The 13,083-nt window shown below is 62.1% G+C and carries 13 protein-coding genes; 7 read left to right on the forward strand and 6 right to left on the reverse strand.

The annotated features are described in order from the left end of the window. Positions 1-192: 192 nt before the first annotated feature. Complete coding sequence (locus tag HX869_RS28315; RefSeq protein ID WP_008432956.1) at positions 193-516, reverse strand: DUF2025 family protein; 324 nt, start codon at positions 514-516, stop codon at positions 193-195. Positions 517-748: 232 nt separating this feature from the next. Between HX869_RS28315 and HX869_RS28320 the strand changes: the two genes are divergently transcribed. Together HX869_RS28320 and HX869_RS28325 are read left to right on the forward strand one after the other, a co-directional pair. Beyond that, the gene (locus HX869_RS28320; RefSeq protein WP_008432958.1) at positions 749-1,876 is read left to right on the forward strand and encodes a glycerophosphodiester phosphodiesterase; all 1,128 of its coding nucleotides are present in this window, start codon (positions 749-751) and stop codon (positions 1,874-1,876) included. Next, complete coding sequence (locus tag HX869_RS28325) at positions 1,877-2,554, forward strand: AraC family transcriptional regulator (RefSeq protein WP_003211458.1); 678 nt, start codon at positions 1,877-1,879, stop codon at positions 2,552-2,554. Here the strand turns inward: HX869_RS28325 and HX869_RS28330 are convergent. Beyond that, positions 2,495-3,424 carry a sterol desaturase family protein gene (locus tag HX869_RS28330; protein ID WP_102369739.1) on the reverse strand — a complete coding sequence of 310 codons (930 nt, stop codon included), beginning with the start codon at positions 3,422-3,424 and terminating at the stop codon, positions 2,495-2,497. The two genes, HX869_RS28325 and HX869_RS28330, sit on opposite strands and share 60 nt — an antisense overlap. Before the next feature lie 140 nt (positions 3,425-3,564). On the opposite strand from HX869_RS28330, the gene HX869_RS28335 reads away from it, so the two are divergent. The 4 genes from HX869_RS28335 to HX869_RS28350 all read left to right on the forward strand — a co-directional run bounded on the left by HX869_RS28335 (position 3,565) and on the right by HX869_RS28350 (position 8,187). Next, entirely contained in the window at positions 3,565-3,870 is a 306-nt protein-coding gene (locus HX869_RS28335) for a PepSY domain-containing protein (RefSeq protein ID WP_003211453.1), read from the forward strand. Between the two features lie 185 nt (positions 3,871-4,055). Continuing rightward, entirely contained in the window at positions 4,056-5,231 is a 1,176-nt protein-coding gene (locus HX869_RS28340; protein WP_003211451.1) for a GAF domain-containing sensor histidine kinase, read from the forward strand. Positions 5,232-5,331: 100 nt separating this feature from the next. After that, entirely contained in the window at positions 5,332-6,354 is a 1,023-nt protein-coding gene (locus tag HX869_RS28345) for a transporter (protein ID WP_003211449.1), read from the forward strand. Between the two features lie 216 nt (positions 6,355-6,570). After that, the gene (locus tag HX869_RS28350) at positions 6,571-8,187 is read left to right on the forward strand and encodes an inorganic phosphate transporter (protein ID WP_008432964.1); all 1,617 of its coding nucleotides are present in this window, start codon (positions 6,571-6,573) and stop codon (positions 8,185-8,187) included. Between the two features lie 123 nt (positions 8,188-8,310). On the opposite strand, the gene HX869_RS28355 is transcribed toward HX869_RS28350, so the two are convergent. The 3 genes from HX869_RS28355 to HX869_RS28365 all read right to left on the reverse strand — a co-directional run bounded on the left by HX869_RS28355 (position 8,311) and on the right by HX869_RS28365 (position 10,995). Continuing rightward, positions 8,311-9,285, reverse strand: a complete 975-nt coding sequence (locus HX869_RS28355; protein WP_008432965.1) for a biotin-dependent carboxyltransferase family protein — start codon at positions 9,283-9,285, stop codon at positions 8,311-8,313. Then, a complete protein-coding gene (locus tag HX869_RS28360) occupies positions 9,282-10,160 on the reverse strand; it encodes an allophanate hydrolase subunit 1 (protein ID WP_008432967.1) in 879 nt (292 codons plus the stop codon). The genes HX869_RS28355 and HX869_RS28360 overlap by 4 nt, the downstream gene beginning before the upstream one ends. A gap of 76 nt (positions 10,161-10,236) precedes the next feature. Continuing rightward, entirely contained in the window at positions 10,237-10,995 is a 759-nt protein-coding gene (locus HX869_RS28365) for a 5-oxoprolinase subunit PxpA (RefSeq protein ID WP_178904002.1), read from the reverse strand. Between the two features lie 232 nt (positions 10,996-11,227). Between HX869_RS28365 and HX869_RS28370 the strand changes: the two genes are divergently transcribed. Beyond that, positions 11,228-12,145, forward strand: a complete 918-nt coding sequence (locus HX869_RS28370; protein ID WP_003211439.1) for a LysR family transcriptional regulator — start codon at positions 11,228-11,230, stop codon at positions 12,143-12,145. On the opposite strand, the gene HX869_RS28375 is transcribed toward HX869_RS28370, so the two are convergent. Next, the gene (locus tag HX869_RS28375) at positions 12,066-13,037 is read right to left on the reverse strand and encodes a LysR family transcriptional regulator (RefSeq protein ID WP_008432970.1); all 972 of its coding nucleotides are present in this window, start codon (positions 13,035-13,037) and stop codon (positions 12,066-12,068) included. The genes HX869_RS28370 and HX869_RS28375 overlap by 80 nt on opposite strands. Positions 13,038-13,083 lie beyond the last annotated feature (46 nt).

Consider the following 13,083-nt stretch of genomic DNA (forward strand, 5'->3'; position numbering starts at 1 on the left):
GCTGCGCACTCCAGCGGGAGCAAGATCCCTCGCCACAGCAAGCTCCCTGCCACAGCAAACTCCCTCACCACAGCAAGCTCCCTCACCACAGCAAGCTCCCTGCCACAGCAAACTCCCTCACCACAGCAAGCCCCCTGCCACAGCAAGCTCCCTAGCCACAAAAAGCGCTCCAGCCGCAGGGCTATGCTGCACTCAACTGACCAGACTGCGCACCGCACTGATCTGTGGAATCTCCACCCGACGCATGTACACCCGCAGCGGTTCGGTGATGTTGATGCGATCGTCGATGTTCTGGTCCAGCAACAACTGGATCCGCTCGCGGGACAAGGTCATGGCCTGCCCGTCGACCGGCAGCCAGACAAACTCGGCGGTTGGGATGATGCCGTCATCGGCCACGTCCATGCCGAAGGAGTCTTCGCTGAAACGGACGATGTACTGGCCAGTCTTGCGGTTCAGGCCGACAAAACCCTGGAGTTGGTCGGCGGCCTGGCAGATAAGCTCGGAGGTGATGCGCATGGTAAACCTCACTGAAAAGTCCTACTTGGACTGGAAAGATGGTTTACACGCGTGGCAGGAAAATCTGCCCTCTGATGGGGCAATTCAAGGCAAGAGTACTGCATCGCACCGCACAAAAGTGCAGAAAAATGGCCGGTGAACACGTTAATGTCGGTTTGGTGATAGCGCCATTCGCAAGCAATTGTTAAAAAGGAGCCCTTCTCAAAGTTACCTCCACGAAAGGACTTCGCATATGCCTGTCACGTTTACCAAGAGTGCCCTGCTGCTGGCCCTGATGCTGGGCCTTGGCCACGCACAGGCGGCAAGCCCGATCAGCCCTACCGAATTGGCCACCAACGAAGGCATTCCGCACCCCGCCGTGATTGCCCACCGTGGCGCCTCCTTCGATGCACCGGAATCCACCGCCGCCGCCTACAAAGTCGCGCGCGACCTGGGTGCCGACTACCTGGAAATGGACCTGCAACGCAGCAAGGACGGCGTGCTATTCGCCCTGCATGACAACAACCTGCAACGCACCACCGACGTCGCCACCAAGTTCCCCGAGCGCAAGGACAGCCCGGCCAACGAATTCACCTGGGCCGAGCTTAAAACCCTGGACGCCGGCAGCTGGTTCAACGCCGCCTACCCGGATCGTGCCCGCCCGGGCTTCGTCGGCCTGAAAATCCTCAGCCTGGACGAAATCATCAAGATCGCCGAAGGCAATCCGCAGCACAAACCCGGCCTGTACATCGAAACCAAGGAGCCGAAGCAATTCCCGGGCATCGAGGCCGACCTGAAGAACAAGCTGCTGGATAAAGGCTGGTTGAGCTCCACCGGCTCCAACCAGGCCCAGAAAAACATCGGCGTCGGCCAGGGCAAGGGCCGCGTGGTGCTGCAAACCTTTGAGAAAGACAGCCTGAAAGAACTGCAAAAAGAGATGCCCAACACCCCGAAAATCCTGCTGTTGTGGGTAGGTGAAGGCAGCATCGAACCGAAATCCAAGGTGCCCTTCGCCGAGTCCGGCGAGCCGAGCAAAGCCGCCTACTACGCCAAGCAGGAGCCGAAGGACGCCGCCGAGTTCGAAAAATGGATCGACGAGGCCAAGAGCCTGGGCGCCATCGGTACCGGCCCTTCGGCACAACTGACCAACCTCGGCGACCAGAGCTACTCCGACCTGGTCAAACCCGAGATGAACCAGTTGACCCACGACAAGGGCTTGCTGGTGCACGTGTACACCGTGGATGAGCCGGTGGACTTCGACAAGGTCATGAAAGCCGGCGTCGATGGCATCTTCACCAACCGCGCTGCCGAACTGCTGAAGTACTACAAGCGCTGGCCATCCTCGAGTGTGGCCGACCTGCTGCAGGACAACGGTTACTGAGTGAGCCCCGAATGGTCAGGTCGCCTGTGGCTGGGGCCTGACTACGGGCTGATCCAGGGCACACCGGGGCGCACCGCGCCCCATGCACACTATGCCCATCAGCTGATGTTCTCCGCGGGCGGGCCGGTCACGGCCAGCCTCGATGGCCGTGCCACCACGGCCCATCGCCTGTTTATCCCGTCCAGAATGCCCCACGCCATCCTCCAAACCCATGGTGAGGTGTTGATGGTGTATGCCGAACCCGGCGCCTTTGACTTCGACTCTTTGCAGGCCGCCCTGGCCGACAGTGAACGGTCCCTGGAAGCACTCGAGCGCACGCTGCGCCAATTGCCGAGACGCGCACTGGAAGATGCCAGGGTGGAGCGCGCGCTGTCGGCGCTGGATCAGCAACTGAGTGGCAAGGTCTCGGCCCAAGCCCTGGCACAGGCGGCGCACGTTTCGTTAAGCCAGCTGGAACGTTTGTTCGCCAACCAACTGGGTTTGCCGGTACGTCGCCTGGTGTTGTGGCGGCGCTTGCGAGTGGCGCTGGGACTGGCGCTCGGCGGCAGCACCCTGACCGAGGCTGCCCATGGCGCCGGGTTCGCCGATTCGGCGCACTTTTCCCGGACCATGAAGCAACTATTTGGCGTCACGGCCGGGGCGTCGTTGCGCAACCTGCACGTACGAATCCTCGACTAGACCCGCGGGAACCGGCGGCTCCTTGCTCAATTGCACCGTCCTGAACGGATCGCGCAACTGCGCCACATACTCCCGCGGAAAATCCGGCCGGCTGCCAATCCCCAAGTCGCCCTGCCCCATTCGATAGTCATGGCTGTAAAACGCCGTGCCCAAGAGCCAATCCCACAGATTGAAAAACAAGCCGAAATTCACATCCCCAGCCCGGCCATATTTCATGTGATGAAAACGATGCACCGGCGCCCAGGCGAACACCCAGCGCAGCGGCCCCAGGCGCATGTCGACATTGGAATGCTGCAACAGCAGCTGCACGGCAATCGCCAGGGCCAGCAGCAGCGCCACCTCCGTGGGAATGCCCAGCAGGATCAACGGCGTCAACCCGGCCGTGGCTTCCAGCATCTGGTGCAACGGATGCTTCATCAAGCCATTGAAGCCATACAGCCGTTGCACGCTGTGGTGCACCGCGTGCAGGCGCCACAAGGCAGCGACTCGGTGGCTGGCGTAATGCATCAGGGTGATGCCCGCATCGGCAATGAAGATCGCCAGCAGCAATTGCGCCCAGAGCGGCCACGCCCGCGGCCATACACCGTCGACGGCCAACAGCGCGGTCAGCACCGGCAAGATCAACAAGCCCGCCGCATTGAGGCCCTCATTGACCAACGCGTGAATCAAGTCGCGACGACGATCACCCTGGTTGCGATTCCACTGCGGCTCATAGGGCAACCACCACTCGGCGATAAACGACACCGCCACCGCCAGAACAAATACCAGCCCCAGCCACTGCAGCGCATCCCTCTGCACCAGCCACAGCGCCCACCCGATAAACCCCGCCCAGAACAAGGGCGCATACACCCAGGCCATTAACTGTTTCATCTGTGCCTCCCGTAAGTGAGACGCCAGCATGAAACCCCGCACTCGCCGCCGATTGAACAAACGGCGCAATCTTAAGGGTGAGTTAAGTTGCGCTGGTTAACCTGATCCCACTTAAACAGCTCACCCCAAAGGATCACACCATGAAAAACCTGACCGCTCTGTTCGCTGCTGCCGCCTTGACCCTTACCGCCGGTTTGGCCCAGGCCGATGTTCGCCCGGACCAGATTCCGAGCCTGCTCAAGTCCGGTGCCGTGATGGATTTTGAAAAGCTCAACGCCAAGGCCGTGGCCCAGCACAAAGGCGCCACCATCGTTGACACCGAACTGGAAGACAAAGCCGGCCGCCTGGTCTACGAGACCGAACTGCGTGACACCAGCAACGTGAAGTGGGACGTGAAGCTGGATGCCAAGACCGGCGAAGTCCTGGAAAACAAGCAAGACACTTGAGTTGAACCGCAAAAACGCCGCGCCGCCTTCGGGCCGCGCGGCTTTTTTATGCGCGCTCGTCGCCCAGAAGAGCAATTAGTCTAATTAGCGTGAACGAATTTGTACCTTACGCCGCCAAGCTCGCTAGAATCCCAACCATCAGCCAAGGCACAACGCCAGCAGCATCAGGACCGGAACCGTTCGCCATGGGGCAAAAAGCCGTCGACATTGCCACCATTGGCAGAATCAGCGCCGTCCCGGCGATTCTCCAGGTAGTCAGCGAGATGACCGGCTTGCGTTTTGCGGCCGTGGCCCGGGTCACCGACGATTCCTGGACCGCCTGCGCCGTGCGCGACCAACTGGACTTTGGCCTGCCCGTGGGTGGCGAGCTGGACCTGACCACCACCCTGTGCCACGAAATACGCGACTCCCACGTCTCGATCGTGATCGACAAAGCCAGCGAAGACCCGCTGTACCGCGACCACCACACGCCGCGCATCTACCACTTTGAAAGCTACATCTCGGTGCCGGTGTTCCGCACCGACGGGCGTTTCTTCGGCACCATCTGTGCCCTGGACCCGAACCCGGCGCAACTGCGCAGCAGCACCATCCAGTCGACCATGGAGTCGTTTGCCCGGGTGCTGTCGCTGCAGATCGAAGCCGAAGAAAGCCTCCAGCAGACCGAGGCCGACCTGCAGCAGGAGCGGGAAACCGCCGAACTGCGCGAACAATTCATCGCCGTGCTCGGCCACGACCTGCGCAACCCGCTGTTCGCCATCAACGTCGGCGCCGAACGCCTGCTGCGCAAACACCCGGACCCGGCCACCGACACCCTGGTGCGGCACATGCTGGCCAGCGGCCGCCGCGCCTCGCAACTGGTGGAGGACGTACTGGACTTTGCCCGCGGGCGAATGGGCAGCGGCATCCCGGTCAACATCAGTGAATGCACTGGGCTTGAAGACACTTTGCAGCATGTGGTGGAAGAGGTGCAGCACGTCCATCCAAAGCGGCTGATTCACGCCCGCATCGGCAATCTCAAGGGTGTGAAAGGCGACCGCGAGCGGCTGGCGCAACTGCTCTCCAACCTGGTGGCCAACGCCATCAGCCACGGCAGTCCCGAAGGGCCGGTTGAGGTCAGTGCGCAGGTCAACGCCGGCACGTTTGAGTTAACGGTGAAAAACCTTGGGCTGATCAGTGAGCAAGCCATGCCGCTGCTGTTCCAGCCCTACTCCCGACCGACGGGCGCCCTGCCCCAGGCCGGGTTGGGCCTGGGGTTGTACATCGTCAAGCAGATTGCCGACGCCCATGGCGGGCGGCTGGAAGTGTCTTCCAGCGAGCAGGACGGCACGGTGTTCAGCTTCAGTTTGCCCGCGGGCGATTGACGGCCACCTCAAACCGTCACAAAAGCGTCAAATTCAGTTGCCATGATGCGCTCAAGTGAACCTGTGAAATTTCCTACAGGCACTTTCCCTGCGAGCCTCCATGAACCACAGCATCGACCACAGCCACCAGGACTCCGACCTGTTTGGCTTGCTCTACGGTTTTCGTTTCCGCCCCGGTGAAAAGGGCGAACAGATTGATTCAGCCACTGCCCTTGCGGCCTTGCAGCAACCCGGTGACCCCGACGAATTCCTCTGGCTGCATTTGAACCTGGCCCACGCCGCCTGTGAGCGCTGGATGCAGGCGCACCTGAACCTGCCGGAAGAATTCTTCGAAGCCTTGCACGAAGGCTCACGCTCCACCCGCATCGAACACGTGGACTCGGCCTTGCTGGCGGTGGTCAACGACGTGGTCTTCAACTTCAGCAGCATGGTGTCTTCAGACATTTCCACCCTATGGGTGTGCGCCCGCAGTCGGCTGCTGATCAGCGCGCGCCTGCAACCGCTGCATTCGGTGGACAAGCTGCGCTCGTCGGTTAAGGCCGGTGAACACTTTCGCTCGCCGCTGGAACTGTTGGTGCATTTGCTGCGGGACCAGGGCGAGGTGCTGACACAGATCGTGCGCAAGACCAGCCTCAGCGTCGACCAGATCGAGGACCAGTTGCTGTCGTCACGCCTGTCCACCAACCGCGCCGAACTGGGTGCCGCGCGCCGGGTGCTGGTGCGCCTGCAACGGCTGCTGGCGCTGGAGCCCGGCTCGTTGCTGCGGCTGCTCAATCGTCCGCCCCAGTGGCTGCAGAAGGAAGACGTGAAAGAGCTGCGCAAATCCACCGAGGAGTTTGCGCTGATCATCAATGACCTGATGGCGTTGGGTGAGCGCATCAAGCTGCTGCAGGAAGAGATCGCCGCCAACCTCAACGAACAGAGCAACCGCACGTTGTTCACCCTGACCGTGGTCACGGTGCTGGCGTTGCCGATCAACATCATTGCCGGTTTTTTTGGCATGAACGTTGGTGGTGTGCCGCTTTCTACAGACCCTGAAGGCTTCTGGATTCTGGTGGCGCTGGTGGCAACGTTCACGTTGATTGCCGGGCGCTGGGCGTTTCGCAAGCGCAAGGATTATTGAATTTGAAATGCGATCAATGTGGGAGCTGGCTTGCCTGCGATAGCGGTGGTGACTGATACACCGCTATCGCAGGCAAGCCAGCTCCCACATTTTATCGGCGGTGTTTTATAGACCGGCGGCAACTTCAATTCCCTAAACACTGATTTACCGCAGCATCTCTGTAACATTCTGCAACGATCATGACGGATATCCTCCCTCAACACTGGATGTTCCGGCATGGCAACCCCTTCGCTGACCGCCTCCACCGCCTCCGTCACCAACGATCCCAAACCGCGCCTGGACAAAAAACCGGGCCTGGTGACGGTGATCATTTTCTTCGCCGTACTCGCCATGGGCCTGTTGTTCACCGCCTACAGCCTGATGCACGACATGCACGAGCTGGGCACGGTGGTCACCACCTGGACGCCGTTCCTGCTGCTGGGCGTGGCGCTGTTGATCGCCCTGGGCTTCGAGTTCGTCAACGGCTTCCACGACACCGCCAACGCGGTGGCCACGGTGATTTACACCAACTCATTGCCACCGCATTTCGCGGTGGTGTGGTCGGGCTTTTTCAACTTCCTCGGCGTGCTGCTATCCAGCGGCGCGGTGGCGTTCGGCATCATCGCCCTGCTGCCGGTAGAGCTGATTTTGCAGGTCGGCTCCTCCGCCGGCTTTGCGATGATCTTCGCGCTGTTGATCGCCGCGATCCTGTGGAACCTCGGCACCTGGTGGCTGGGGTTGCCGGCGTCGTCGTCCCACACCTTGATCGGCTCGATCATCGGCGTGGGCGTGGCCAACGCACTGATGCATGGCCGCGACGGCACCAGCGGTGTGGACTGGGGCCAGGCGATCAAGATCGGTTATGCGTTGCTGCTGTCGCCGCTGATCGGCTTCGCCTTCGCCGCCCTGCTGTTGCTGGCGCTGCGGGCCTTCGTGAAAAATCGCTCGCTGTACAAAGCGCCAAAAGGCGATACCCCGCCGCCTTGGTGGATTCGCGGCATGCTGATCGCCACCTGCACCGGCGTGTCGTTCGCCCATGGTTCCAACGATGGCCAGAAGGGCATGGGCCTGATCATGTTGATCCTGGTGGGCACCCTGCCGATGGCCTACGCGTTGAACCGCACCATGCCGGCCGGTGAGTCGTTGCAGTTTGCCGCGGTGGCCGAAGTCACCCAGGCAGCCCTGGTAAAAGCGGCGCCGCAACTGGCTCCCGCCGACTCTCGCGGCACCTTGTCGACCTACGTACGCACCAAGGAAGCCACCCCGGAACTGGTGCCCGCCCTGGCCGCCATCACCGGGCATATCGGTGAGGAAGTGAAGAGCTACGGCTCCCTGGCCGCCGTACCGGCCGAGGCCGTGGGCAACGTGCGTAACGACATGTACCTGACCAGCGAAACCATCCGCCTGATGGACAAGGGCAAGGTCGGCAACTTCGATGCCGACACCCAGAACAAGCTGCAACTGTTCAAGCAACAGATCGACAACGCCACACGATTTATCCCGCTGTGGGTCAAGATCGCCGTGGCCATCGCCCTCGGGCTCGGCACCATGGTCGGCTGGAAACGTATCGTGGTGACCGTGGGCGAGAAGATCGGCAAGACCCACCTGACCTACGCCCAGGGCGCATCCGCCGAGATGGTGGCAATGCTGACCATCGGCGCGGCAGACATGTATGGCTTGCCGGTGTCCACCACCCATGTGTTGTCGTCGGGTGTGGCCGGGACCATGGTGGCGAACGGCGGTGGCTTGCAGATGAAGACCATCCGCAACTTGCTGATGGCCTGGGTGCTGACGTTACCGGCGGCGATTCTGTTGTCGGGCAGCCTGTACTGGCTATTCACCCAATTGTTCTGACACAACCCGATAAAAATGTGGGAGCGGGCTTGCTCGCGAATGCGGTGGCTCAGTCACAGACTTATTGACTGACACTCCGCTTTCGCGAGCAAGCCCGCTCCCACATTGGGTTCAGTGGTGAGTTCAGGTGCTAAACAACCCACCCATCAGCTTCAACCGCTTCTTGTACACCCGCCGCGCCTCCAACGCTTCCTCCAGCGTCACCGCCACAAACCCCGCCCGCTGGTTCGGTTGCATCTGCCCGATCAGATCCAGGTCGGCACTGATCACCGTGCCAATCATCGCGTAGCCCCCGCCCGACACCGCGTCCCGGTGCAGCACGATCGGCTCCAGGCCCGCCGGCACCTGGATCGAACCGATGGGGTAGCAACTGTCGACGATGTTCGACGGATCGGACCCGGCGCCAAACGGTTGTTCCCGTGGCTGAAAGCTCAAGGCATTGCCGCCCTTGAAGCGATAGCCGATGCGGTCGGCCTCCGACCCCACCGTCCAGGGCTCGGCAAAAAAGCTGCTTTTGGCGGCGGGCGTCAGTCGCTCGTAATACAGCCCCGGCACCACCCGCAGGGTCACGTCCCCACCCACCGATTGGCGCAACGCCATGGGCAAACTGTTCCCAGCCCGGCCTTTGCCGCTGGCTTCGCCCACGGGCAGTTCATCACCCTCCACCAGACGCCGCCCGTGAAACCCGCCCAACGCACCCAGGGTGTAAGTGGACCGGCTGCCCAATACCAGCGGCACGTCAATACCACCAGCCACCGCGAGGTAAGTCCGTGCGCCGGCCTTGGGAAATTCAAAGCGCAGCACTTGCCCGGCCCGCACTTCAAACGCGGTGTCCTGATGCACCACCACGCCGTCCAGGCGCGGCGACATCAGCGCCCCGCACAACGCCACCAGGGCATCCTGCTGAAACTCCAGCTCCGGCCCGATCAACGTGCATTCCAGCCCGGCAGCGCCGATGGGGTTGCCCACCAGGTGGTTGGCCGCGCTCAACGCGTATTGGTCCAGGGCGCCGGATGGCGGGATGCCGAGGTGGTAATAACCTTCGCGGCCAAGATCCTGCACGGAGGTGGCGAGGCCGGCTTTGAGTACCTTGATCATGCCAGCGCCTCCTGCAGGGTTTTCGGGTAACCGATGGGGTCGGCGAGAAAGGCGTCGAGGGAAAACTCCACCGGGCGGATGCGCAGGTCGAAGCGCCCTGCGTCCACTTCTGCCACGGCCAGGTCATAGGCGTCGCGGTCCATGGGTTTGAACTGCACGATGTCGCCGGGGCGGAAGAACACCATGTGCTCTTTCAGGTAAGCCAACTGCTGTTGCGGGTCGTAGATCGGCGCCGGGGTGACGCCGAACATCTGGTAGCCACCGGCGCCGCGTACCGAATAGATACAGCCGAAGCAGCCGCCGTGGCCGAGGGTCAATTTCGGCGTGTCGGTGCGTGGGCGCAGGTACTTGGGCACCTGCAACTGCCGCTCGCGTTCCACCATCTGGAACATGAACGGCAAGCCCGCCACAAACCCCACCATCGAGACAAACCACGGCGCGCCACTGTGGGCCGCGATAAACGCGTCCACATCCGCCAGGCCGTTGATCCGCGCTGCGTATTCCAGGTCGGTACCGGTCGGGTCCTGATGACGGTCGCGAAAGCGCATCAGGGTTTCATGGGTCCAGGGGTCGTTGTACAGCACCGGGATTTCGATGATGCGGGTGTGCAAGGTGCGTTCGGCCACGGCCTGGGCTTCGGCGCTTTGTACCGCGTCGAGCAGCACGTGGGGCGCGATGCGGTCCGGGTCGAAACGAATCTGGAACGAGGCATTTGCCAGGCAGACGTCCAGCACACCGTCCAGGGCCAGGCGCTCCACCGCACGGGTGACGGCCATGCCCTTGAAGAAAGCCTCCAGGGACATGCTCTCACTGACCTCGGCAAACAGGTGTTCATCACCGCCAAAGCTGTAGCGGATCGGGGAAGATTCAGCCATGTCTTTTCCTCTTGGAATCATTGTAGAAAGGCAGGCAAAAAATCAATCAGACCCGGTGTCTGGGCACCGGTGTCGGTCAGCGGGGGGTGCGTACTTCGATGCCCGCCTGATCCAGCGCTTCACGGGTGGCTTCCACCAGTTCAAGGGCGCCGGGGGTGTCGCTGTGCAGGCAAACGGAATCGAATTCGATAAACAGGTCTTCGCCTTCAATCGTGCGCACCAGGCCGGTCTGGCAGGCACGCAGGACACGCGCCGCAACCGTCGCCGGATCCAGCGCCCGCACATTGCGGGTAAACACGATGGAGCCGGTGAGATCGTACTCACGGTCGGCATAAAACTCCCGCACCACCGGCTGGCCGAGTTCCTTGGCGATACGCCAGATCACCGAATTCGGCATGCAATACAGCAGCAGCGTGGGCTCCAGCCGTTGCAGGTTTTCCACGAGCAACCGCGCCGCTTCTTCATCCCGCGCCAGGTGCATATACAGCGCGCCGTGGGGCTTGATGTGTTGCAGCGTGAGGCCCTGCACCCGGGCGATTTCCCGCAGGGCGCCGAGTTGATAGAGCATGTCGTCCACCAGCTCCTGGGCCGGAGCGTTGATATGGCGTCGGCCGAAACCTACGAGGTCGCGAAAACCCGGGTGCGCGCCAATCGCCACGCCCAACTGCTTGGCGCGTTCGACGGTACGGCGCATGGTGCCCGGGTCGCCGGCGTGAAAGCCGGTGGCGATGTTGGCCGAGCTGATGTAGGCCATCAGTTCGCTGTCGACGCCGTCGCCGATGGTCCAGGGGCCGAAGCCTTCGCCCATGTCCGAATTGAAATCCACTGCCTGCATCGGGGTCGCTCCGTTGAAGTTCTTGCGATGGAAATTAGGCTGCCCCTTGACCCCTTGGGAAGATCTATTATCAGATGGCCCATCTTCTGAAAATCAGATACCCGATACTGATCGTTCCCACGCTCCGCGTGGGAATGCCGCCCTGGACGCTCTGCGTCCGCCCTTGAAATCGTGACGCGGAGCGTCACAGGATGCGTTCCCACGCAGAGCGTGGGAACGAGCGGAGAAACCAATGTCCCTGACCCTGCGCCAAATCCGCTACTTCGTCGCCACCGCCGAAATCGGCCAGATCTCCCAGGCGGCGATTCACCTGAACATCTCCCAATCGGCGGTGACCACCGCGATCAAGGAGCTGGAAGCGATGCTCGGCGCGCAGCTATTCGTGCGCTCGGCCCAGGGCATGAGCCTGACCGACGCCGGGCGGCATTTCCTCAACCGGGCGTATGTGATTGTGCGCAGCGTCGACGATGCCCTGAACAGCCCGCTGCCGGACTACCGCGCCAGCGGCGTATTGCGGGTGGCCGCCAGCTACACCGTGCTCGGTTACTTCCTGCCGCACCACTTGCAGCGCATGGAACACTGGCACCCGGACGTGACCATCGAGGTCTTCGAACAGGAACGCCAGGCCATCGAACACGGCCTGCTTAACGGCCAGTTCGATATGGCCGTGGTGCTCACCGCCAACCTCACCCACGCGGATATCGTCTCGGAAATCCTCTTCAACTCCGAACGCCGCCTGTGGCTGCCCAGCCATCACCCGTTGTGCGAACGCCCCGCCGTGAGCCTCGCCGATGTGGCCAGGGAGCCGTACATTTTCCTCACCGTCGACGAAGCCGAACAAAGCGCCATGCGCTACTGGGAACAGGCCGGGCAAACCCCCAAGGTGCGGCTGCGCACCAGTTCGGTGGAGGCAGTGCGCAGCATGGTCGCCAACGGCAGCGGCGTGGCGATCTTGTCAGACCTGGTGCATCGCCCGTGGTCACTGGAAGGCAAACGCATCGAAACCGTGAGCGTCACCGACAAGGTCACGCCCATGAGCGTCGGCCTGGCCTGGCACCGCGAGCGCGATTTCACGCCGGCGATGCAGGCGTTTCGGGATTACTTCCATGATGCATTCCTGGCGCCGCAGCAGTTGTCTGCCCGGCGTTGAAAGCAGCCTGCAAGGTGGCGGCCAGCCAATCCATGAACACCCGCACCCGCAGCGGCAAATGCCGTTGGCCGGCGTACAGCAGGGACACGTCCAGTGCCGGCGCCGGATAGTCCGGCAGCACCGCCACCAACTCGCCGCTGGCCAGTTGATCGTGAATGCCCAGGGCGGGCACCTGGGTCAGGCCAAAGCCACCGATGCACGCCGCCCGGTAAGCGTCGGTGCTGTTGACCGTGACGCGCCCGGCCATGGGAATCCGCTGCACCTTGTTGCCTTGTACGTATTCAAACCCTGGAGAACGTGAGCCCAGCGGGCGTACGTAATGCACCAGTTGATGGTGAGCCAAATCAGCGAGCGTCCTGGGTACGCCGTGGCGTTTCAGGTACGCAGCACTGGCGCAGTTGATCATCGGCATGCTGCACAACAAGCGGGCTACCACCGACTGGTCCGGCTGCGCACCGACGCGCAAGACGCAGTCGAAACCTTCCGCCAGCAAATCAACCTGGCGGTCGGTGCTGCTGATTTCCAGTTCGATCAGCGGGTGCAGGTCCATGAACTCGGGCAGGCGCGGCAGGATCAATTCCCGGGCCATGACATTGGGCATGTCCACCCGAATGCGCCCCGCCAGCTGCGCTTCATCCTGGCGAAACAAGCCTTCCAGCTCTTCCATGTGCGACAGCAAATCCTTGCTGCGCTCATACAGCACGCGCCCGTCCTGGGTCGCCTGGACCTTGCGCGTGGTGCGCTGCAACAGGCGCGCGCCCAGCAACTCTTCCAGCGCCTGCACATGCTCGGAAACCGTGGAGCGCGGCAAGCCCAGGCTCTCGCCCGCCTGGGTGAAACTCGACAGTTCGGCAACGCGCACGAAGGTACGCAGCAACTCTAGTTTGTTCATGGGATTGTTCGCCTTATCCGGCCAGTGATTCCGGCATAGCTCTGTT

It is taken from the genome of Pseudomonas sp. P7779 (genome assembly GCF_013386315.1).
Taxonomy (GTDB): Bacteria; Pseudomonadota; Gammaproteobacteria; order Pseudomonadales; family Pseudomonadaceae; genus Aquipseudomonas.